Annotated in this window: 19 protein-coding genes; 8 read left to right on the forward strand and 11 right to left on the reverse strand. The window is 49.3% G+C overall.

The features are described from left to right. The first annotated feature begins 26 nt into the window (after positions 1 to 26). From AC9UEP_RS00390 to AC9UEP_RS00400, 3 genes are read left to right on the forward strand one after another with little or no spacing between them, the layout of a single operon-like run. Complete coding sequence (locus tag AC9UEP_RS00390) at positions 27 to 611, forward strand: PaaI family thioesterase (RefSeq protein WP_509542968.1); 585 nt, start codon at positions 27 to 29, stop codon at positions 609 to 611. Then, positions 608 to 1,048: a dUTP diphosphatase gene (gene dut / locus AC9UEP_RS00395; RefSeq protein ID WP_509542969.1), complete on the forward strand. Its 441-nt coding sequence runs from the start codon at positions 608 to 610 to the stop codon at positions 1,046 to 1,048. Before AC9UEP_RS00390 ends, dut begins: the two co-directional genes overlap by 4 nt. Then, the gene (locus AC9UEP_RS00400) at positions 1,048 to 1,674 is read left to right on the forward strand and encodes a DUF3159 domain-containing protein (protein WP_509542970.1); all 627 of its coding nucleotides are present in this window, start codon (positions 1,048 to 1,050) and stop codon (positions 1,672 to 1,674) included. The genes dut and AC9UEP_RS00400 overlap by 1 nt, the downstream gene beginning before the upstream one ends. On the opposite strand, the gene AC9UEP_RS00405 is transcribed toward AC9UEP_RS00400, so the two are convergent. Both AC9UEP_RS00405 and AC9UEP_RS00410 read right to left on the reverse strand, forming a co-directional pair. Continuing rightward, positions 1,671 to 2,333, reverse strand: coding sequence for a potassium channel family protein (locus AC9UEP_RS00405; RefSeq protein ID WP_509542972.1), 663 nt, complete (start codon positions 2,331 to 2,333; stop codon positions 1,671 to 1,673). The genes AC9UEP_RS00400 and AC9UEP_RS00405 overlap by 4 nt on opposite strands. 3 nt (positions 2,334 to 2,336) lie before the next feature. Then, positions 2,337 to 2,996: a potassium channel family protein gene (locus AC9UEP_RS00410; protein WP_509542974.1), complete on the reverse strand. Its 660-nt coding sequence runs from the start codon at positions 2,994 to 2,996 to the stop codon at positions 2,337 to 2,339. 51 nt (positions 2,997 to 3,047) lie between these two features. On the opposite strand from AC9UEP_RS00410, the gene AC9UEP_RS00415 reads away from it, so the two are divergent. From AC9UEP_RS00415 to dxs, 3 genes are read left to right on the forward strand one after another with little or no spacing between them, the layout of a single operon-like run. After that, positions 3,048 to 4,262, forward strand: a complete 1,215-nt coding sequence (locus AC9UEP_RS00415) for a class I SAM-dependent RNA methyltransferase (protein WP_509542976.1) — start codon at positions 3,048 to 3,050, stop codon at positions 4,260 to 4,262. 33 nt (positions 4,263 to 4,295) lie between these two features. After that, on the forward strand, positions 4,296 to 6,953 hold the full coding sequence (acnA, locus tag AC9UEP_RS00420; RefSeq protein WP_509542978.1) for an aconitate hydratase AcnA: 2,658 nt from the start codon (positions 4,296 to 4,298) through the stop codon (positions 6,951 to 6,953). Between the two features lie 14 nt (positions 6,954 to 6,967). Continuing rightward, complete coding sequence (gene dxs, locus AC9UEP_RS00425) at positions 6,968 to 8,884, forward strand: 1-deoxy-D-xylulose-5-phosphate synthase (protein WP_509542980.1); 1,917 nt, start codon at positions 6,968 to 6,970, stop codon at positions 8,882 to 8,884. Here dxs and AC9UEP_RS00430 read toward each other — a convergent pair. The 5 genes from AC9UEP_RS00430 to AC9UEP_RS00450 are packed head-to-tail and all read right to left on the reverse strand — an operon-like array spanning position 8,823 to position 14,943. Continuing rightward, on the reverse strand, positions 8,823 to 10,934 hold the full coding sequence (locus tag AC9UEP_RS00430; protein ID WP_509542982.1) for a 3-hydroxyacyl-CoA dehydrogenase NAD-binding domain-containing protein: 2,112 nt from the start codon (positions 10,932 to 10,934) through the stop codon (positions 8,823 to 8,825). The genes dxs and AC9UEP_RS00430 overlap by 62 nt on opposite strands. Continuing rightward, positions 10,934 to 12,133, reverse strand: coding sequence for a thiolase family protein (locus tag AC9UEP_RS00435; protein ID WP_509542984.1), 1,200 nt, complete (start codon positions 12,131 to 12,133; stop codon positions 10,934 to 10,936). The genes AC9UEP_RS00430 and AC9UEP_RS00435 overlap by 1 nt, the downstream gene beginning before the upstream one ends. Positions 12,134 to 12,190: 57 nt before the next feature. Beyond that, entirely contained in the window at positions 12,191 to 13,012 is an 822-nt protein-coding gene (gene efeU, locus AC9UEP_RS00440) for an iron uptake transporter permease EfeU (protein WP_509542986.1), read from the reverse strand. Positions 13,013 to 13,067: 55 nt separating this feature from the next. Further along, the gene (locus AC9UEP_RS00445; protein ID WP_509542988.1) at positions 13,068 to 14,366 is read right to left on the reverse strand and encodes an HRDC domain-containing protein; all 1,299 of its coding nucleotides are present in this window, start codon (positions 14,364 to 14,366) and stop codon (positions 13,068 to 13,070) included. After that, on the reverse strand, positions 14,359 to 14,943 hold the full coding sequence (locus AC9UEP_RS00450) for a DUF3000 domain-containing protein (RefSeq protein ID WP_509542989.1): 585 nt from the start codon (positions 14,941 to 14,943) through the stop codon (positions 14,359 to 14,361). The genes AC9UEP_RS00445 and AC9UEP_RS00450 overlap by 8 nt, the downstream gene beginning before the upstream one ends. A 71-nt stretch (positions 14,944 to 15,014) precedes the next feature. Here AC9UEP_RS00450 and AC9UEP_RS00455 point away from each other — a divergent pair, with 71 nt between their 5' ends. Then, positions 15,015 to 15,857, forward strand: coding sequence for an EamA family transporter (locus AC9UEP_RS00455; RefSeq protein ID WP_509542991.1), 843 nt, complete (start codon positions 15,015 to 15,017; stop codon positions 15,855 to 15,857). On the opposite strand, the gene AC9UEP_RS00460 is transcribed toward AC9UEP_RS00455, so the two are convergent. Continuing rightward, the gene (locus tag AC9UEP_RS00460; RefSeq protein WP_509542993.1) at positions 15,858 to 16,349 is read right to left on the reverse strand and encodes a dihydrofolate reductase family protein; all 492 of its coding nucleotides are present in this window, start codon (positions 16,347 to 16,349) and stop codon (positions 15,858 to 15,860) included. A gap of 321 nt (positions 16,350 to 16,670) precedes the next feature. Between AC9UEP_RS00460 and AC9UEP_RS00465 the strand changes: the two genes are divergently transcribed. Continuing rightward, complete coding sequence (locus AC9UEP_RS00465; protein WP_509542995.1) at positions 16,671 to 17,828, forward strand: glycosyltransferase family 4 protein; 1,158 nt, start codon at positions 16,671 to 16,673, stop codon at positions 17,826 to 17,828. Here the strand turns inward: AC9UEP_RS00465 and AC9UEP_RS00470 are convergent. From AC9UEP_RS00470 to AC9UEP_RS00480, 3 genes are read right to left on the reverse strand one after another with little or no spacing between them, the layout of a single operon-like run. After that, positions 17,821 to 18,438 carry a response regulator transcription factor gene (locus AC9UEP_RS00470; RefSeq protein WP_509542996.1) on the reverse strand — a complete coding sequence of 206 codons (618 nt, stop codon included), beginning with the start codon at positions 18,436 to 18,438 and terminating at the stop codon, positions 17,821 to 17,823. The two genes, AC9UEP_RS00465 and AC9UEP_RS00470, sit on opposite strands and share 8 nt — an antisense overlap. Further along, a complete protein-coding gene (locus tag AC9UEP_RS00475) occupies positions 18,435 to 19,007 on the reverse strand; it encodes a sensor histidine kinase (protein ID WP_509542998.1) in 573 nt (190 codons plus the stop codon). The genes AC9UEP_RS00470 and AC9UEP_RS00475 overlap by 4 nt, the downstream gene beginning before the upstream one ends. Before the next feature lie 3 nt (positions 19,008 to 19,010). Further along, positions 19,011 to 20,798, reverse strand: coding sequence for an AMP-dependent synthetase/ligase (locus AC9UEP_RS00480; RefSeq protein WP_509543000.1), 1,788 nt, complete (start codon positions 20,796 to 20,798; stop codon positions 19,011 to 19,013). Positions 20,799 to 20,865: the final 67 nt, after the last annotated feature.

Consider the following 20,865-nt stretch of genomic DNA (forward strand, 5'->3'; position numbering starts at 1 on the left):
CTTACTTCATCAAGTAACCTTGCACCATGAGTCGCGTTGCATCCACTACGCCGCCTGAGGGCTCGGTGATTCCAGATCGCCATCCGCTTTCACCGTCGACAGGTGACCAGATACCTTCGCACTTTGCACATTGTTTCGGGTGCGGTGAACTCCACCCCCTCGGACTGCACCTGGTTGCTCACGTCGGTAAAGGTGCAGATATCACAGCAGAATTCACTGTTACTGAAAATCACCAGGGAGCTCCTGGTCTTGCACATGGTGGTCTCCTATCACTTGCATTCGATGAAGCTCTTGGAAAATTGATGTGGCTCCTTCGCGCCCCCGCGGTCACTGCTCGCCTTGAAACAGATTTCCTAAAACCTGTGCCCATCGGAACCGTTCTTCATATTTCTGCCCAAATTACAGGTCAAGTAAATAGAAAAGTTTATTCAGAGGCAGTAGGGCGCATCGGAGGAAGCGATGGGGAAATCGCAGTGCGCGCAGCTGCACTCTTTGTCATCGTGCCTATGAAACATTTCCTAGAGAGTTCTCCCGCGGAATATCTAGCAGCTCTTCGCAAGAACCCAGAACTTTTCTCCTTTGTGGATCCCGAGTTTGATATCAACCCATGAGTAATTTTCAGGTTTTGATTAAGAGGCTTGACCCAGATCTGCCACTTCCAAAATACTCCAAAGGTGGAGATGCCGGAGCCGATATTTTCTCGCGGATTGACTTCACATTAGCGCCGGGGGAACGAGCACTGGTGCCAACCGGGATCGCCCTCGCTCTTCCCGATGGATATGTTGCACTTGTTCACCCACGCTCAGGCTTAGCAATTAAACATGGAGTCACTATGGTGAATGCGCCAGGCACCGTGGACGCGGGATTTCGTGGTGAACTACAGTGCATCTTGATTAATCATGATCCTCACGAAATTGTCAGCTTTAAACGTGGAGATCGCATTGCGCAGTTAGTCTTTCAGAAGGTAGAACGAGCAGAGTTTGTCGAAGTCGATTTGTTGCCAGGTTCAGGTCGCGGTGATGGCGGATTTGGATCAACTGGGAGATGATGAGCAACGATAACGAATTTAGGCCAGATGAAGATAGAGATAAGGTGATTTCTGCCTTTGGTGGCAAGAAGGGACTGATTGATTCAGGCATTCCTTCCGTAATCTTTCTAGTCATCTTCAATCTGCGAAAGGACTTGCAGACTGCTCTTATTGCATCCATCGCAGTATCTGCACTTCTGACGATTATTCGCTTAGCCAAGCGCAACACGGTGCAACATGCCCTCAGTGGCTTCATCGGTGTTCTCATTTGCGCCTGGTTTGCCAATAGAACTGGTAATGCCACAGATCTTTATATTCCTAAGTTATTTACCAACCTTGCTTATGGATCTGTATATCTGATTGCAAACTTAGCCGGTTGGCCTGTCCTGGGTCTAATGCTTGGACCAATCCTTGGTGAGAACTTGTCATGGCGCAATCATTTAGCACGTAAGCGTGCTTATATTCAGGCAAGTTGGCTCTGGGTAGCTATGTTCTTTACCCGAATTGCAGTGCAGTATCCAATTTATAGGAGCGGTAATGTCAATCTGTTGGGAACGGTTAATCTCGCAATGGGTTATCCGTTCTTTATTGCTACCGCCTACGGCTCTTGGCTCATTATTCGCCGCGTTCCCACAGTCAAGCCTTAAGAACGAGCGATAAAACAATCTCTAATTTTATCTTCAGCGGCAGTTGAAGCGACAAAAAGTAGCTCATCGCCTGCGATAAAGAGGTCACTCGGTGTAGGGGAGATTACCCGCCCATCTCGCACGATGGCAGCGAGTGATGCATCTTCTGGAAGCTCAACTTCTTCGATTGTTTTTCCGATACAAATTGAGGAATCTGGAAGAGTAATTTCAACGAGGTTTGCCTGGCCTTTTCTAAACGAAAACAGTCGTACAACATCTCCGACGCTGACAGCCTCTTCCACCAGAGCGGTAATGATTCGTGGAGTAGATACGGCGACATCAACACCCCATGATTGATCGAAGAGCCATTCATTCTTTGGGTGGTTGATTCGAGCAACAACTCGAGGAACTCCATACTCGGTCTTTCCTAAAAGTGATGCGACGAGATTGACCTTATCATCGCCGGTAGCGGCAACTAAGACCTGACAATTATTTAGTTGAGCGTTATCAAGAGATGCGATTTCACAAGCATCTGCCATCAACCACTCAGCATCAGGCACAGAATCAATCTTCAATGCTTTTGGATCGCGGTCAATCAGAAGGACTTGGTGGCCATTATCAAGAAGTTCGCGCGCAATAGCTCGTCCCACATTTCCGGCACCTGCGATAGCAATTCTCATTACTTATGCACCTGGGCCTTTCGATAGCACTGCTTCAGCAATCGCCAAATTTTCATCGACAATAGTCATGTGGACCAAGTCCCCATCCTGTAAGACGGTGTGCTCGTCGGGGATGAGTGCTCCACCCAAGCGAGTTAGAAAAGCCACGCGTGACGCTGCCGCTGCTTCAAGTTCAGAAATCGGACGACCATACCAATTCAGATGCGGGTGCACTTCCAGGAGTTGAACTGTGCCTGTGGCGTCGCGCCATTCTGAACGCGCCCCACCCGGCAAGATTCGACGCAAAATTTGATCGCTCGCCCAACTCACCGTTGCAACAGTCGGGATACCTAAACGCTGATAAATTTCTGCTCGCCCTGGGTCATAAATACGGGCCACCACATTGGTTACCCCATAATTCTCGCGAGCAACACGCGCAGCTAAAATATTAGAGTTATCACCATTACTCACGGCAGCAAATGCGTCAGCGCCATCGATTCCAGCTTCAAGTAAAGTGTCCCGATCGAAGCCAACCCCGAGAATGGTGCGACCCTTGAAATCAGCACCGAGTCGACGGAATGCATCTTTTGATTGATCAATAATTGCTACTGAGTGTCCGGCTGCTTCCAGGGCGGTCGCCAAAGATGAACCGACTCGTCCGCAACCCATGATGACTACGTGCACGGATCTAACTTACTACTCTTGCGCATATTTATCTCGACTACGCTTAGCCTTATGTCATCACCCAAGAAAGCGTCCGTCGAGGTTGGGGCACGAATAAGGGTTGAGATTGAAAAAGTGGCCCATGGCGGCCACTTCATCGCCCGCCATGAGGGCGCGGTGATCTTTGTTCGCCATGGAATTCCAGGTGAATTTGTTGAGATAGAAGTAACGAGTGTGGGTGCAAGCTTTAATCGAGCTGACGTTGTGGAAGTAATTACACCATCGGATGACCGGGTATCGGCGCCATGTAGATACGCGCACAGGCTTGGCTGCGGTGGCTGCGATTTCCAACACATTACACCGGCGCGACAGCGAGTGCTCAAGAGTGAAGTAATCTCAGAACAATTTTTAAGGATTGCAAGGATGGAAATTGACGTTGAGGTAGAAGAGGTAAGTGCGCCCCTGGGATGGCGGACCCGGTGTTCGGCTCACTCAACCAAGAGCGGCGCCCTAGGTTTCTATCAAGCACGCAGCCACAAAGTTACCCCAGTAGATGATTGCAGAATTCTAGTTCCAGAAATGAAGTTTGCAGAACTTGCCCAACGTGGAGTCAAAGGCGATCAACGGCTAGAGATTTCGATATCTAACACTGACGAACGCACAATCGCTACCGCTAATTCCCGTGATGAGTCACCGATGCGACTTTCTGATGGCCCAGATATTGCCCACTATCGCGTGGGCGAGAAAATCTTTAACGTGAGTCAAAAATCTTTTTGGCAGAGCCATAAGGATGCACCCCGCGTCCTAAGCGAAGTGGTTATCGAACTATCTGATATCAAACCAGGCGATCATGTTCTAGATCTTTATGGCGGGGTTGGGCTATTTACTGCAGTTATTGTGCCAATAGTTGGGGAAGAAGGTTCCGTAGATATTGTCGAGGCAAGCAAAGCTGCAACTGCCGATGCCAGTAGTAATTTCGCCGGCAACAGCAATGTCACGGTGATTACTGCCGATGTGGCCAAGGCCATCACCCGATTTACCCAAGCTGATGTGATTGTTTTAGATCCACCGCGAGAGGGTGCCGGAGAGGAAATATTGCAGAATTGTGCACGGATGGCCCCGCGCGTAATTGTCTATGTGGCGTGTGACCCAGCGGCGCTGGCTCGGGATAGCGCATATTTGCGTGAGTTCGGATACACGTTAGAAAAAATACGTGCCTTTGACCTCTTTCCCATGACACATCACATCGAATGTGTTGCCAGATTTGTCGCCGATAAGGTATCTTGACATCAAGATAAATTCACTGAAGGAAGTTGCATGATGAGTAAGAATTCATTGGGGACCAAGCGGAATCTCACTGTCGGTGGTAAAGATTTTGAAATCTTTGATATCTCAGCTGTTGCAGGTGGCGAAAACCTACCCTTCTCCCTCAAAGTACTTCTGGAGAATTTACTACGCACGGAAGATGGTGCAAATATCACCGTCGATCACATCAAGGCTCTTGCCCAGTGGGATCCATCGGTAGAGCCAGATACTGAAATTCAATTCACTCCCGCTCGCGTGATCCTGCAGGATTTCACAGGCGTTCCATGTGTCGTAGACCTGGCCACTATGCGCGAAGCGATTGTCGATCTTGGGGGAGAGCCAAGCAAGGTAAGCCCTCTTGCTCCGGCCGAACTAGTCATTGATCACTCTGTCATTGCCGATTTCTTTGGCACAAACGATTCTTTTGAGAAGAACACAGATATTGACTACGAACGCAACCATGAGCGCTACCGATTCTTGCGTTGGGGTCAGGGTGCCTTTGATGAATTCAAAGTAGTTCCACCCGGAACAGGCATTGTCCACCAAGTTAATATTGAATACCTAGCACGCGTTGTTATGACACGGACCATTGATGGTGTTCTTCGTGCATATCCAGACACTGTGGTTGGTACCGATTCACACACGACGATGATAAACGGACTCGGAGTTCTAGGGTGGGGAGTTGGCGGTATTGAGGCAGAAGCCGCTCTTCTTGGTCAGCCAGTTTCGATGTTGATTCCACGCGTTGTCGGCTTCAAACTTTCGGGCCAGCTTTCTGTTGGAACAACCGCTACAGATTTGGCGCTAACAATTACTGAGATGCTTCGTAAGCACGGAGTGGTTGGAAAGTTTGTCGAGTTCTACGGACCCGGTGTGGTCTCTGTCCCAATGGCCAACCGTGCAACCATAGGAAATATGTCGCCAGAGTACGGATCGACTTGTGCCATCTTCCCTATCGATGAAGAGACGCTTCGCTACCTGAGACTTACCGGACGAAGCGATGAGCAAGTGGCTCTCGTGGAACAGTACGTAAAAGCACAGGGCATGTGGCATGACCCAGCTAAGGCACCACGTTTCTCAGAACATATCGAACTCGATCTCGCAACCGTAGTCTCATCAATTGCCGGCCCAAAGCGCCCACAAGATCGCATCTCACTTACTGATTCAAAGGGTGCATTTGAAAAGATTCTTCCAACCTATTTCACTGACAAGACTGGAAAAGAAGCGTATCCAGTACATGTGGGAGCTAATGCGACAACAATTAAAAACGGAGATGTGGTTATTGCATCGATTACATCGTGCACAAATACATCTAATCCATCCGTGATGATTGGAGCAGCTCTTCTTGCCAAGAAAGCAGTAGAGAAGGGGCTGACATCTAAGCCATGGGTGAAAACCACCTTGGCTCCTGGTTCAAAGGTTGTCACTGATTACTACGATCGCTCTGGACTTACCCACTACATGGAAGCACTTGGATTTAACCTTGTTGGCTACGGATGCGTGACCTGTATTGGAAACTCTGGACCACTACCGATTGAAATCAGTAAGGCAGTCAATGAGAACGACCTTGCCGTTTCGGCAGTACTTTCTGGGAACCGAAATTTTGAAGGACGCATTAGCCCAGATGTGAAAATGAATTACCTAGCTTCACCTCCTTTGGTAGTTGCATACGCGCTAGCTGGAACGATGAATCACGATTTTGAAAGAGATGCGCTAGGTACTGATAAAGAGGGGAAGCCAGTGCTCTTGAAAGATATCTGGCCAACAGAGGCAGAGATTCAATCAGTCATTGATTCGTCAATCTCCTCTGAAATGTTTAAGAAAGATTACTCCTCTGTCTTTGAAGGCGATCACCGTTGGAAGTCACTTGATACTCCCACTGGAAAGACATTTGAGTGGGATCCGAAATCTACCTATATCCGTAAACCGCCATATTTCGAGGGTATGCCAGCGCAGCCAAAGCCGGTTACAGATATTGCTGGAGCACGCGTCCTTGCAATTCTGGGTGACTCTGTAACCACTGATCACATCTCACCGGCTGGAAATATCAAGGCTGATTCACCTGCCGGTAAGTATTTAGAAGACAATGGCGTTGACCGTAAAGACTTTAATTCTTACGGTTCACGTCGTGGAAATCATGAAGTGATGATTCGTGGAACATTTGCAAATATCCGTTTAAAGAACATGCTTCTTGATGGCGTCGAAGGCGGATTCACCCGTAACTTCTTAGCAGATGGCACACAATCAAGTATTTATGATGCATCTGTTGCCTACCAGGCAGCGGGAGTGCCGCTAGTAATTCTTGCTGGCAAAGAGTATGGATCAGGTTCTTCCCGTGACTGGGCGGCTAAGGGAACAGCGCTCTTAGGTGTACGAGCAGTGATTGCGGAAAGTTTTGAAAGAATTCACCGTTCGAACCTAATTGGTATGGGTGTTCTACCTCTGCAATTTGTTAATGGCCAGAGTGCAAAATCACTCGGTATCAAAGGCGATGAAGTCTTTGCAATCACAGGAGTGATGGCACTGAACAACGGCAGCGTTCCTAAGGAAGTGACCGTCACGGCGGGGGATATCACCTTCACCACAAAGGTGAGAATCGATACACCTGGTGAGGCAGATTATTATCGCCACGGCGGCATCATGCAGTATGTGCTGCGCCAACTGCGTGGCTAATCTAGACTGAGCGGATGCTGGAATCAATTAAGAGCCCTACCGATCTTCAGGGGCTCTCTTATGAGCAACTCACTGAGCTCAGCGCTGAGATTCGCCAATTTCTGATTACCAAGGTTTCAAAGACTGGCGGTCACCTTGGACCCAATCTTGGAGTTGTTGAACTCACGATTGCAATTCACCGAACATTTGATTCACCGAAAGATGTAGTCCTCTTTGATACAGGTCATCAATCCTACGTTCATAAGATTCTTACCGGTCGTGCTGATCAATTCGATGGATTGCGCCAACGTGGAGGAATAGCCGGATATCCCAACCGGGCAGAGAGTGAACATGATGTCATTGAAAATTCACATGCATCAACTGCACTCTCGTGGGGCGATGGAATTTCTCGAGGGTTTGCTATCACCAACCAACACGATCGCAGCGTTGTAGTAGTTGTTGGAGATGGGGCACTCACTGGTGGAATGTCATGGGAAGCGCTCAACAACATTGCAGCATCAAATGAACGCAATCTTGTCATTCTTGTTAATGACAACGAGCGTTCATATTCACCGACTATCGGCGGTTTAGCAACATATCTGGCAACCCTTCGAGTCACTCGTGGCTATGAGAAGTTCCTAGATTGGGGCAAAGAGGTTCTTACCAACACTCCGGTTGTTGGAAATCCCATTTATGAAACCCTTCACGGAATGAAGAAGGGAATTAAAGACATCATTGCACCGCAAGGTATGTTTGAAGACCTTGGACTTAAATATGTTGGTCCTATTGATGGACATGATTTAGTTGCTATGGAGCGCGCACTCTTGCAGGCGAAAGAGTTTGGTCAACCAGTATTAGTTCATGTGATTACCGAAAAAGGTAAAGGACATGAACCTGCCGTTGCAGATGAGGCCGAGAAGTTCCATGCCGTAGGCGTACTCGATCCGGAGACCGGAATGCCTCTGGCTAAATCATCCACAAGCTGGACCAATGTTTTCTCGGAAGAGATGCTCGCCATCGGTGAAGAGCGCACAGATATTGTTGCTCTTACGGCAGCAATGCTCGGTCCTACTGGCCTTGATAAATTCCAAGAGAAGTTTCCGACGCGCACTATTGATGTGGGAATAGCCGAACAACATGCCGTCACAAGCGCGGCCGGGCTGGCATTTACCGGCCTTCATCCTGTCATTGCGGTGTACTCAACATTTCTTAATCGTGCATTTGATCAACTCTTACTAGATGTTGCCTTACATAAGGCGGGAGTCACATTTGTACTCGATCGTGCAGGAGTCACCGGTGACGATGGACCCTCACACCATGGCATTTGGGATCTCGCGCTGACTGGAATTATTCCAACAATGCGAGTTGCCGCACCGCGCGATGCCTCACGGTTACGTGAAACATTACGTGAGGCAATCGATGTCAGCGATGCACCCACAGCGATTCGTTTTCCTAAAGGCGCCGTTACTAAAGATATTCCGGCCTTTGAGCGTCGCGATGGCGTAGATGTGCTCTATCGTGGAGAAAGTGCCGATGTACTGCTTGTAAGTATCGGTGCCATGGCAGCAATTGCCGTAGAGGCTGCCTCACAGGCTTACCGTGAAGGCGTGGGCGTAACAGTTATTGATCCGCGTTGGGTAAAGCCAATACCAGAATCACTGATCACGATGGCACGTCGCTATAAAAGTGTTGTCGTCTTAGAAGATGGGATTAAGCGCGCCGGAATCGCAAGTTCAATCTCTGAACAATTTCGTGAAGCTGGACTTAATACTGCAATTCACAGTATTGGCATCCCGTTGGAGTTTATTGAGCACTCTAAGCGATCAGAGATTCTGGAAGACCTTGGAATTAGCGCACAGAAGATTTCACGTGACATCGTCGCATGGAATTCTACTGTGGAAGAGATGCAATTCCCGGAGCATGAAAACGTTGACCGCACACAGAATCGCTGATTCCTTCGCGATCTAAGTACGGCAAAATTCCACCTAAGTGCAAGGGCCAACCGGCTCCCATCAACATGCAGAGATCAATCTCTGCCGGGCTGGAAACCACGCCTTCATCAAGCATCATCCGTGCCTCTTCTGCCAAAGCTTTGAGTGCACGTAGTCGAACTTGCTCAGCTGTTGATGGTGCATCACCCTTGTGAACGAGGGCAAGAGCTGCCGGGTTGGCACCATATGTTCCATCATCGTTTTTGATGTAGAAAGTCTTCACGCCCTCTTTCACCATCGCCTGCATCGTGGGTGATATGCGATATCGCGGACCTAGGTTTGCATGCAACGTTTCGGCAACGTGCACAGCAACTCCTGGACCAACAAGACCCAATAATTCAAAGGGAGACATTGGAAAACCGATACTGCGCATTGCATTATCAGCTATCTGCGGATCAGTTCCCTCATCGACGGCATCGGTGATTTCGCCCATGAAGCGTGTGAGTAAACGGTTAACGACGAAGCCTGGAGCATCTTTACAAATAATCATGGTCTTTTTTAACTCTTTGCCGATACTGACCGCAGTTGCAGTCGTCGCATCATCGGTATGTGATGTTCGAGCGATTTCAAGAAGGGGCATCACCGCAACCGGATTAAAGAAGTGAAAACCAACTACTCGCTCTGGGTGTTCTAAGCCTTCGCTCATGGCCTGAACTGAAAGTGATGATGTATTTGTCGCCAGTACGCACTCTGGTCCGACAATCTTCTCCAATTTTTTGAAGAGCTCTTGTTTCAGTGAGAGTTCTTCAAAGATAGCTTCGATTACAAAGTCACAACCAGCAAAGACGCTTTGATCTGCAGACCCGCTGATGAGCAGGGCAAGGCGGGCGGCAGATTCTGCGCTCATGCGCTTCTTTTCTACCAACTTAGCGAGCTCATTTTTTACCCAAGCAACTCCTTTATCCGCACGCTCTTGGTCAATATCGGTCATGACAACTGGACATTTAAGGTTGCGAAGCAGAAGCAACGCCAATTGCGAAGCCATCAGACCAGCACCAACGACTCCTACTCGAGCCACCTTCCGTGCTACTGCCGGCTTTGGCGCTCCTTCAACTTTCTTACGCTTCTTTTGAATGACATTAAAAGCGTAGAGCGAAGCACGCAAGGGATCTGACATGGTGAGGTCTGCCAGCACTTGATCTTCGGCATCAAAACCAGCCCCACGAGAATTTGTCTTGGCAGCTGCTATGAGTTCTAGCGCCTTAGTGGGTGATGCCATTTCGGCGCCGCCAAATTTCTTTAGCGCAGTTGCGCGACCAGCAGCAAGGGCAGCATCCCAAGCTGGGTCAGCTGAATAATCTTTTCTTTCGATTTTCTGCGAGCCACTTAAAATGCGAGCTGCGAAAGAGATTGATTTTTCTAGGAAATCTGCTGGTTCATAGACGGCATCTACAACACCAAGTGCTAGTGCATCCTTTGCTTTCATCATGGTGTTGTTATTCAGTGAATTACCAATAATCACCTGCACCGCACGTTCTGGCCCAATTAGCTTAGGAAGAATGGTGGCACCGCCCCAACCTGGAACGAGTCCAAGGAATACTTCTGGGAGAGCTGTAAAAGCGGTAGTGGCAAGCGTGCGGTAATTACAGTGCAGTGCAATCTCTAGGCCACCACCCAGGGCTAGTCCATTTACAAATGCGAATGTCGGAATTCCTATTTCATCTAGGCGCCGAAAGACATCGTGGCCTAACTTGCCAATGGCCACTGCTTGATTTCGGGTATTAAGAAATGCAAGTCCTGATAGATCAGCGCCAGCCGCAAAGATAAATGGCTTTCCGATGATTGCAATCGCAGCAGGTGTGCGAGCGGTGGCATCAGTGATGGCGGCATCTAGTGCCGTCAGTGATTGTGGTCCTAGCGTGTTGGGACGAGTGTGATCAAGTCCGTTATCAAGTGTGATTAAGGCAAGTGAACCCTTAAAGCCGAATGGCGCGAGATCCACATCGCGCACTAGCGAGTGGGTAATTACTTCTTCTGGCGCACCCTCAGGAAGAGTAATTGTCGTTGCCATTATTTAGCCCCGCCTGTGAAATGCGGATTCTCCCAAATAACAGTTCCACCCATTCCTAAACCGATACACATCGTGGTAACTCCGTAACGAACATGTGGTGATTCTTCAAATGTGCGAGCTAAATTAAGCATCAGGCGCACACCGGATGATGCAAGTGGATGACCAACAGCGATGGCCCCGCCATAAGGATTTACACGCGGATCATTATCTGCAATTCCAAAGTGATCTAAAAATGCCAGCACTTGCACGGCAAATGCTTCATTTACTTCAAAGGCTCCAATATCTTCAATCTTAAGTCCCGCTTTAGCAAGTGCCTTAATTGTTGCCGGAACTGGGCCATATCCCATCACTTCTGGCTCGACCCCAGCAAATGCAAAAGTTACAAGCCGCGCCTTAATCGAAAGTCCAAGTTCTTTCGCCTTAGCTTCACTTGCTAAAAGCGCTGCAGTTGCTCCATCGTTGAGTCCAGATGAGTTTCCGGCAGTGACCCGACCTGCTGGCCGGAAGGGAGTTTTTAATCCGGCAAGTCCTTCAATAGTTGTTGTGGGGCGAGGTGATTCATCAACAGTTGCAATACCCCAACCGGTCTCAGGATGACGGGCCGCTGTTGGAATGAGATCTCGCTGAATCTTTCCATCTGCATATGCCTTCGCAGTCTTCATCTGAGAATTAAAAGCATAGGTATCTGCCCGCTCTTTTGTTAAATGTGGGAAGCGATCATGTAGGCGTTCTGCGGTTGCTCCCATCGCAAGAGCATCTTGTTCGACTAACTTTTCCGCTAAGTAACGCGGATTAGGATCCATCAGTTCACCCATCGGATGATTTCCCATATGCTCAACACCGCCAGCGATTGCAATATCGATTGCTCCCATCGCAATAGCACCTGCAATCGTGGTTGTTGCAGTTAGCGCACCAGCGCACCAGCGGTCGATGGAATAGCCAGGAACAGTCTTAGGTAGCCCAGCCAGTAGCGTTGCACTGCGACCGATATTCATTCCTTGATCACCAGTCTGGGTTGCCGCAGCGATAGCAACATCGTCGATCAGTTCTGGCGAGAGGCCAGGGTTGCGTTCTAGCAGCCCACGCATCGCTCGCACCATTAAGTCATCGGCGCGAGTGCCTGAATACAGGCTGCCCGCTTTTCCAAATGGAGTGCGCACTGCATCAACTAGAACGACGTTGTGAAGTTGGGATGTCATAGAACTTCCTTTACCTGGTGAGTATGAAGCTAGGTTACTCGCCAGTAGCAAGAAGCGCTATGCGTTGATGGGAGTTTTTACCCTCTTAGCAGGGGCGAGGTAGAACTTCAGCGTCAATCCAATGTAGGTAAGCCATCCTGCTAGTTGGAGCCAGGATGTCGTGGTGTCAAAGCCGATCATTCCACCCAAGAGCCCAGCAACGAGTGACTCCTTTGGCATCCAGGAAGTGACATCCCAAACAAATGCATCTGGGCCAGGAAGAATTCCGAACTCTTGGAACTCGTGAATACCGTATGAGAGAACTCCGGCGGCAACAACCACGAGTGCCACGCCAGAGTAGGTGAAGAACTTTCCGAGCTTGAGTTTAATTGAGCTCTTGTAGATTCCAATTCCAAGTCCTACAGCGAGTGCTAAACCAAGAATTAAGCCCAGGGTCGCACTTGATACAGCGCCCACTGTCTTAAAGTTTGTATAGAGAAAGAGCGATGTCTCAAGGCCTTCCCGGGCAACGGCGAAGAAGGCCGCCAATGCCAGCGCGATGGAACCGGCGCCAATTGCAGACTCTGCCTTGGTCTGTAGTTCATTGCGAAGGCCACGAGCTGCACGCTTCATCCAGAAGACCATCCAGGTAACGAAGCCGACAGCTATGAAAGATGTGGTCCCGGCAAAGAGCTCCTCACCACGTGATGAGAGCTCGGCAGATGTGTACGACAGGAATGCGCCGAAGGAGAGACTGGCAATAATTGCTACCGCCACACCACTCCACAGCGCTCGCAGGTGTTGCCGGCGCTTGGTCTTAACCAGGTAGGCAACCAAAATTCCGACTATGAGTGAGGCTTCTAGCCCTTCGCGAAGGGCGATGATGAATGTACTTAGCATGGAGTGAGAATAATTGACTCCTCGTAATTACGTAACTTTAATGTTGCGTAATTCATTACTCCTGCGCGGACTCTGAAGTTGGCTCTGGCTCCCCATCGGGCTCGGCAATCTCCAGCGCCTCACTCTCTAGTAGGGCTGCCTGCAGGATGGGAGCGGCTATTTGCGCCTGCCAGCGACGGGCACCAAGTGCTTCTAGCGCCGCCAGAACTGAGCTCTCCGGCGGAGACCAGCAGATACGGCGAACAAGTTCCGGGGAGATCAAATTCTCAAGCGGGATGGAGAGCTCTTGCGCCTTAGCTGCCAAGTTAAAGCGGGCATGGGAAAGCGGAATGAATTTCTCAGGAAAGCGCTCGCGCCATAATTTAATCGGCGGCAAGGAATCACTTTTAGAACGTGCCTCTGGCCACTGTTCCTCGGGCAATTCCAGCGCAGTGGTGATCGAGGTAATCCAGGTGGATGCGTTTTCTAACCATCGCGCTCGCAGACCGAGGGGGCGCAAGATTTTTTCCAGATGTTTGCGATTAGTAATAGGGGACTTCTCCGCATTTTGTGCGAGTTCAGTGATAGCCGCATCAGATAACAATCGACTGGGCGAGACATCTGCGCCTTGCGCAATATCATCACGGGCCTGCCATAACTCGCGCACTACCGCCATCTGTAGTCGTTTCTTAATTTTATGCATTCCAGATGTGCGTCGCCACGGATCGATCCGAGGTGCGGGTGCGGGAGCAGAAATGATTGCCGCAAAATCTTCTTGTGCCCAGGACCATTTCTTTGCATCCACTAAGAGCGTATAGACCTTATCGCGCAGCTCCACGAGCAGTTCCACATCAAGTGCTGCGTAGTTAAGCCACTCTTCGGGCAATGGGCGCTTAGACCAATCGGCCGCTGAATGTTCCTTGGCAAGTGAAACTCCCATCTGTGATTCTAAAAGTGGCCCTAGTCCTACCCGAGCCAGGCCAGCGATACGTCCACCCAATTCTGTATCAAAGAGAATCTGCGGATTAATTCCTAATTCACGCAGACACGGTAGATCCTGGGTACTGGCATGCAAAATAACTTCTTCATTCGCAATTAGGTTATTTAACTCTGCAAAGCAACGATGACCAGGACCAAAAGGAATAGGGTCGATGAGGTGTAAACCGCCACCTATACGTTTTATTTGAATCAAGTATGCGCGGGCACTGTACTTAAAACCGGATGCACGTTCGGCATCAAATGCATACGGACCAACACCTTGCGCCAGAGCGGTGAGAGCCGCATCGAAAGCTTTCTCGGTTTCGATGATTGCTGGAACTCCCGCTGCGGGATGCAGCAAGGCAATAGCGGCCGGAATCTCTTCTTCTTCAGGCACGACGTCTTGCTAAACCAATAGTGGCAACACCTTCTGGAAGCGGTGGCAATCCGGAGACTTCAGTCATTAGATTGCACCAGGCCTGCACGTGCGGAAAGATCTCTTCAATCTGAGTAATAAGCGGAGTCCACGATGCTCTGATTTCAATTTCAGAATCACTATTTCTAGGAGTTAACTTTCCAAAGGAGGCGCTAGAGACTCGCGTCACCGTTCCACTAGGCGCGTTGAATTGCGCGCCCGTTGCGCCAAGGCAATCAAGTAACCAGTTCCAGCCCACTTCAGGAAGCAAAGGGTCTTCTTGCATTTCACTATCAACATCGGCTCGCATAAATGTCACGCAACGAAAGTCGCCCTCCCAGGTTTCTTGACCACCTGGCTCGTGCAAAACCACAAATCTACCTGATGCAATTTCACTCTCAGCATCACCGGATAGTCCATTAGAAATATCAGCTGTGAAAGCAAATGAGTATGTAGCTAATTTCTGGGGCGCCGGAACTTCTTCCAGAATAATTTCTGCTCGCGGAGTGAAGGTACGAAGAAGTTCAATCAATTCATTAAAGGCAATTGGCGACTTCACTGCTCAATTCTAAAGTTTGCCCTGCGATTTACGGGGGAGGCTAAGCCGATAGCGCGGTAGAGTCTGGCCCCATGGCCAGCATCCTCGCTCTCTTCTCGAGCGTTTTATGGGGAAGTGCCGATTATCACGCTGGCAAGCTGAGTAAGAGATTTCCCACGATCGCAGTTCTAGCCGTTACTCAGGCCATCGGCTTTATAACTGGCGTTGTGCTCGTTCTTGTCAGTCGCAGTTGGGATGCCGAACCCTTCGGTAGCGGTGGATATTTACTGCCTGGAATATTTGCCGGCATATTTGGATATCTCGGTCTCATTTGCTTGTATGCCGGACTTTCAACCGGTCGCATGGGAGTCGTTTCTCCCATTAGCTCGCTGAGTGCGCTGATTCCACTTGGATACGCGCTCTACTTTAAGGGTGATGATCTATCTACGATTATTGGTATCGGAGTATTCATTGCCATGCTCGGTGGATTCCTGGCAAGTGGTCCGGAAGTTTCACAAGGCCTTCCACTTAAGCCAGTTCTTTTAGCTTTAAGTGCAGCAGTTTTCTTTGGAAGTGCACTGGTGTGTATGGCAATTGGTTCTGAGAGCAGCGCTCTGATGACCATGACAACGATGCGCACCACAACCCTGCTTGTTGGGATTTCACTGTTTATTCGTTACCGCAACATTGGTGGCTTGGGTAAACCCGAATTACCGATTCTCACTTTTATTGGGGTAGCAGACTTCGTTGCAAACTTACTTCTAGGAGTTGCAACAACTAAGGGTCTAGTCTCAATTGCAATGGTACTTGGTGCCCTCTATCCGATTGCGACTTCGCTGCTAGCCTTTATCTTTCTCCATGAGCGGCTACACAAAGTTCAATATGTCGGAATAATTTTTGCAGTCCTAGGGGTATGTATTATTTCCGTCCTTTAATTACTTCGATGCTGAGACAAATCTCGTTCCATCAACGACTCGTTCTTCACGCGTTGTAAAAGCTCCCAATAAAGAATCAATATCGACTCTCATCTCTCCGCCAGTGGCGCTAGTAATGCTCAGTTCAAACTGGTCGATCCGGCCGGCGGCAATAAGTTCGCTGATTATTGATGCACCGGCTTCGACATGAATACGAGGCCCAAAAGTCTCTATTGCTTTCGCTAGCCCAGCTACAGGTGAAAGGCTCCATAGGCGGGCCAATGGATTACTCGCTAATGGATTATCTAGTTGACGTGAAATCACCACTACCGGAACCGGAGTGCGAAGGTATGGCTCGGTACGTGCAGTGTTGCCACCGATGAGGATGCAATCAGCCAATCTGCGATGTTCAAGAAAATGTGCTCGATCAGCGCCACTTGTGACCCCCTGCGAGGTGCCGCCTTTTGTGGTCGAGCCATCTGCGCCCACTACCAGCGTTGCGATAACAGCCATAAGCGGAGAATATTCTTTTTCTCACATGATTATCATGGGTATTTGACGCTTAAAATTGAAAATTGGCGATGAGGGGCATTAGCCTTTGAAACATGCGGAATCCGATGAGTGCTGCCACATGGGGTAGGACCCTCATCACTCTTCTCTCTCTTATACGGGTGCCCACCTCACAGGCGGCCCAGACTCTGGCGCAAATCCAGGCTGGGATTGTGGATGCGATTTCAAAGACTTTGGGTGCTACCACCCTCAACCAGAATCGCGTGTAAAAGTTGCAACGACTGATAAGAGACGTAAGCGTCTGGTCGCAATACGCCGGTTCTAATGCCTGATAATAATTTAGAACATCCAAAAACCCTCTGTCTCACTAACGACTTTGGGCCGCGCGCCGGAGGTATCGAAACTTTTATCATTGGATTAATCCAGCGCTTGCCCAAGAATTGCGTCATCGTCTACACCGCTTCCCAAGCGGGTTCTGCGCCCTTCGATGCGATGTGGCTGCGCGATTATGGCGTTGTAGTGATTCGAGATCCTTCCAAGGTATTACTCCCATCGTTTCGGGTGGGAAGGAAGGTAAGAAAGTTAGTGCGAGAGCGCAACATCGAATCTGTTTTCTTTGGCGCGGCAGCTCCGTTGGCGCTACTTGCCCAGGGATTTCGCACGGCTGGAGTGAAGAAAATTGTTGCACTCACCCACGGGCATGAAGTTTGGTGGTCCCGGCTCTGGCCGTTTTCATGGGCAATCGCCCGCATTGGGCGCGCAGTTGATTCCCTTACTTACCTTGGAGATTTCACACGGGGAGAAATCGTCAAGGCGTTAGCTCCTGGCGATGTTGCAAAGCTAGTTCGTGTCGCACCGGGTATCGACACTGATCATTTCAATCCGCGCACTGATGCCCAGGGTCTCCGGGAAAGTTTGGGGTTAGGTGATAAGAGAGTGATTGTCAGCGTTGGGCGTCTGGTGCACCGGAAAGGACAAGATGTGTTGATTGCGGCAATGCCAGAGATCATCACAGCTATTTCTGATGTCCATCTGCTCTTCATTGGCGAGGGTCCATATAAGAAGGAACTTGAGAAACGAATTAAAAAACTAGGTCTAGAAAATCGAGTTACTTTTGTAGGTCGAGTGCAGTACTCGGATCTACCGCGATATATCTGTGTGGGTGAGGTCTTTGCGATGCCATCTCGTTCTCGTCTTGCTGGCCTTGAAGTTGAAGGACTTGGAATTGTTTACCTTGAAGCAAGTGCATGTGGACTGCCGGTCATTGGCGGAATTTCCGGGGGAGCGCCGGATGCAATTTTGCAAGGCGAGACGGGCTTTGCTGTCGATGGGACATCGGCGCATGAGGTTGCTCAGGTGCTCGTGAAAGTGCTTGCAGATAAAGAACTAGCGCAGAGATTAGGAACGCGCGGGCGGCAATGGATTATTGAACAATGGCAATGGCAGATCTGGTCAGAGCGGTTTAATCAGCTACTTAAGTAAGTCCGGTGACACGTGCCTTTTCAACAGCCTGCAAGCGACTATGCACATCTAATTTGCGATAGATGCTGGAAAGATGGGTTTTCAAAGTTGCCTCTGTGATGAAAAGCGAAGAGGCAAGCTCTGCAACAGGGGCAGCCTTATGAAGTTGTGTGAGAATCTGCAGTTCTCGCTGTGATAAATCGAATCTATCCCGCTTTCGCTCCACGGTTTTCACGGTTTCACGAGATGAGAAGGTAAGGGGTGCAATAAGAGAGTGATCTATTGCGGCTAGAATTTCAAAAAGTGGCGCAGATTTATTCAGATATGAAGAGGCACCCGCCTTCATGGAAGCGAGAAGAAAGTCATCATGTTCGTTGAGGGTCAGAACTATGATTGCAATCGTCTGTGAAATCGAACGTGCCCAGGAAACTAGTTCCAAACCGCTGCCATCGGGAAGATTGATATCAACAACAATCACATCAGGATTTACTTTCGCCATCTGTGCAAACGCCTCTGACTTTGAAGCCGCTTGAAATATGGTGAAATCTGCTCGTCTTTCTAACGCGGCACAGATTCCTGCTCGAACGATGGCGTGGTCATCGATTACCAGAACCCGGATTGAGGTGCTCATATTGAGATTGAAATATGAGTGCCGTCTCTATCTTCAATTGTGCAGCTGCCGTTGAGAGCGCGAATTCGTTCTGTGATTCCTGGCAATCCCCAACGGTTCTCTTTTATCACTGCGCCACCATTTCCGTTATCGCTAATCTCCAGACAGTTGTGATTGTTGACCCAGTAGAGCTTGATGAGAATGAGGGTAGCCCCAGAGTGGGCAACGATGTTTCGCAGGATCTCTGCTGCAACTGCCAATAGTTCACTTTGCGCAGTGGCATCTACCGCTACCTCCTCAATCTCAAATGAGACTTCCATCCCAGCGCAAATTTCTTTGGCACACCTCTGCAGAAGCAGGTGAAATGAATCTTCGGAGTCTTTTCGTAGCGCAAGAATTTCAGCGCGGACTTTGATGATCAGAGAATCGATATGTAACCGTGAGGCTCGAACCTGATTTCGTGAGAGTTCACTCAACTTCGAATCAGCCAGTATTAGATCGAGTTGATACCCAAGCCCCACTAGATCCTGAGCGATTCCATCATGTAACTCCCGAGCAATTCGTAGTCGCTCGGGAGTATTGGTAGCCACAAATTACTTTGTAAAGAGCGCTGAAATTTCAGCAGCAAATTGCTGCGCGATAACGTGACGCTTAAGCGATAGCTTTGCGGTGAGCTGTCCACCTGCAATGGTGAAATCAACCGGCAGAATTGTAAACTTACGAATTGATTCTGCCTTTGAAACAGCTTTGTTTGCCTCATCGACCGCAGTTTGAATGACAGCAATCAAATCTGGGTCATTTCGCAGCGTCTCGATTGTTGCGCCAGTCTTTGCATTCGTAGCAATCCAGCCTTTGAGCATATCTTGGTCGATAGTTATCAGAGATGCGATAAATGGCTGGTTATCACCAACGACCATGCACTGACTGATAAGAGGATGAGCACGAAGACGATCTTCCAAAACTGCTGGCGCTACATTCTTGCCACCTGCGGTAACAATGATTTCTTTCTTGCGGCCGGTGATGTAGAGATAGCCATCATCATCAAGTCGACCAAGGTCGCCAGATCTAAACCATTCACCATCGAATACTTCTTGATTCTCGGCATCGTTCTGCCAGTATCCGCGCATCACGATAGCTCCGCTGATTAGAACTTCGCCATCATCTGCAATCTTGATGGAAGTTCCAGGAATTGGCTTACCGACTGAGCCAACACGGAGAGAATTGGTGAGATTTAAGGTAGCTCCAGCGGTAGTTTCGGTGAGTCCATAGCCTTCGAGCACTGTGATGCCCGCTCCACGATAGAAGTGTCCGAGTCGTTCACCAAGGGGTGCACCACCAGAGATAGCTGCCTCAACTGCGCCACCCATACCGGCGCGAATCTTTGAATACACAAGCTTGTCAAAGAGAGCGTGCTTGAGAGTCAGAAGCGGATTAAATCCACCTTTATCTTTGCCCTCGCTATATGCGATAGCAACATGAGCAGCTGCTCTAAATATCTTTCCTTTACCGGCAGCTTCTGCCCGTGCTTCGGCGCCGTTGTAAATCTTTTCAAAGATGCGAGGCACAGCAAGTACAAAGGTTGGTTTAAAGGATGCCAGATCTTGCGGCAAACGCCCGACTGGATCACTGCAATGCGCTAAGTGAAGACCGGCATGGATTGATCCAATTTGAACCATTCGACCAAAGACGTGTGCGACCGGTAAGAAGAGAAGGGTAGAGCCGCCCGGCTTTTTAAAGAGATCACTTGCCGCTTCCACAACATTTCCACATTCGGCCAGGAAATTTGAGTGGGTAATTTCCACACCTTTTGGACGCCCGGTTGTTCCAGATGTATAAATCAGTGTCGCAAGAGTTGATGGCGCTAATGAACTGCGACGACGTTGAATTTCTTCATCAGTGATCTGCGCACCGGAGTTACGAAGTGCAGGCAGGACATCCTCGGTCATAACCCATACGTGCTTCGTATGAGAGGGAAGAACTGGTGTGACAAATTCTTTCAACAGTGGAGTTTCAACGATGATGCCAACAGCGCCTGAGTCTTCAAGGATCCATTGAACTTGCTCAGTAGAGGAAGTTTCATAAATTGGAACTACCGAACCACCGGCATACCAAATTGCGAAATCTAGGACAGTCCACTCATATCGCGTGCGCGCCATGATTGCTACGCGATCACCAACGGCTATACCTGCCGCGACCAGACCCTTTGCCGTGGCGCGAATTTCTACTTCCAATTCCTGTGCTGTCATAGGTTGCCAGCCATCGCCAAGCGGGCGCGAAATTGTGATTCGATCTGGTTCAGTCCTTGCACGGTCAGCGATGAGATCAGTGAGATTTCCGGCAGTTGCAGCGGCGATCATGGCGGGTGTGGAGACTAGATTCATGGTGTTAACGTTATACGGCAGATGATAGAAATGGGAAGATGCTTTTCAAATAATTGATAGCCTTCGG

It is taken from the genome of Candidatus Planktophila sp., assembly GCF_040402315.1.
In the GTDB taxonomy this organism is placed as follows: domain Bacteria; phylum Actinomycetota; class Actinomycetes; order Nanopelagicales; family Nanopelagicaceae; genus Planktophila.

Coding starts and splice junctions, on each gene's coding strand:
- AC9UEP_RS00390 (WP_509542968.1), top strand. CDS start 27: ATGAGTCGCGTTGCATCCACTACGCCGCCTGAGGGCTCGGTGATTCCA.
- dut (WP_509542969.1), top strand. CDS start 608: ATGAGTAATTTTCAGGTTTTGATTAAGAGGCTTGACCCAGATCTGCCA.
- AC9UEP_RS00400 (WP_509542970.1), top strand. CDS start 1,048: ATGAGCAACGATAACGAATTTAGGCCAGATGAAGATAGAGATAAGGTG.
- AC9UEP_RS00405 (WP_509542972.1), bottom strand. CDS start 2,333: ATGAGAATTGCTATCGCAGGTGCCGGAAATGTGGGACGAGCTATTGCG.
- AC9UEP_RS00415 (WP_509542976.1), top strand. CDS start 3,048: ATGTCATCACCCAAGAAAGCGTCCGTCGAGGTTGGGGCACGAATAAGG.
- acnA (WP_509542978.1), top strand. CDS start 4,296: ATGAGTAAGAATTCATTGGGGACCAAGCGGAATCTCACTGTCGGTGGT.
- dxs (WP_509542980.1), top strand. CDS start 6,968: ATGCTGGAATCAATTAAGAGCCCTACCGATCTTCAGGGGCTCTCTTAT.
- AC9UEP_RS00430 (WP_509542982.1), bottom strand. CDS start 10,934: ATGGCAACGACAATTACTCTTCCTGAGGGTGCGCCAGAAGAAGTAATT.
- AC9UEP_RS00435 (WP_509542984.1), bottom strand. CDS start 12,133: ATGACATCCCAACTTCACAACGTCGTTCTAGTTGATGCAGTGCGCACT.
- efeU (WP_509542986.1), bottom strand. CDS start 13,012: ATGCTAAGTACATTCATCATCGCCCTTCGCGAAGGGCTAGAAGCCTCA.
- AC9UEP_RS00455 (WP_509542991.1), top strand. CDS start 15,015: ATGGCCAGCATCCTCGCTCTCTTCTCGAGCGTTTTATGGGGAAGTGCC.
- AC9UEP_RS00460 (WP_509542993.1), bottom strand. CDS start 16,349: ATGGCTGTTATCGCAACGCTGGTAGTGGGCGCAGATGGCTCGACCACA.
- AC9UEP_RS00465 (WP_509542995.1), top strand. CDS start 16,671: ATGCCTGATAATAATTTAGAACATCCAAAAACCCTCTGTCTCACTAAC.
- AC9UEP_RS00470 (WP_509542996.1), bottom strand. CDS start 18,438: ATGAGCACCTCAATCCGGGTTCTGGTAATCGATGACCACGCCATCGTT.
- AC9UEP_RS00480 (WP_509543000.1), bottom strand. CDS start 20,798: ATGAATCTAGTCTCCACACCCGCCATGATCGCCGCTGCAACTGCCGGA.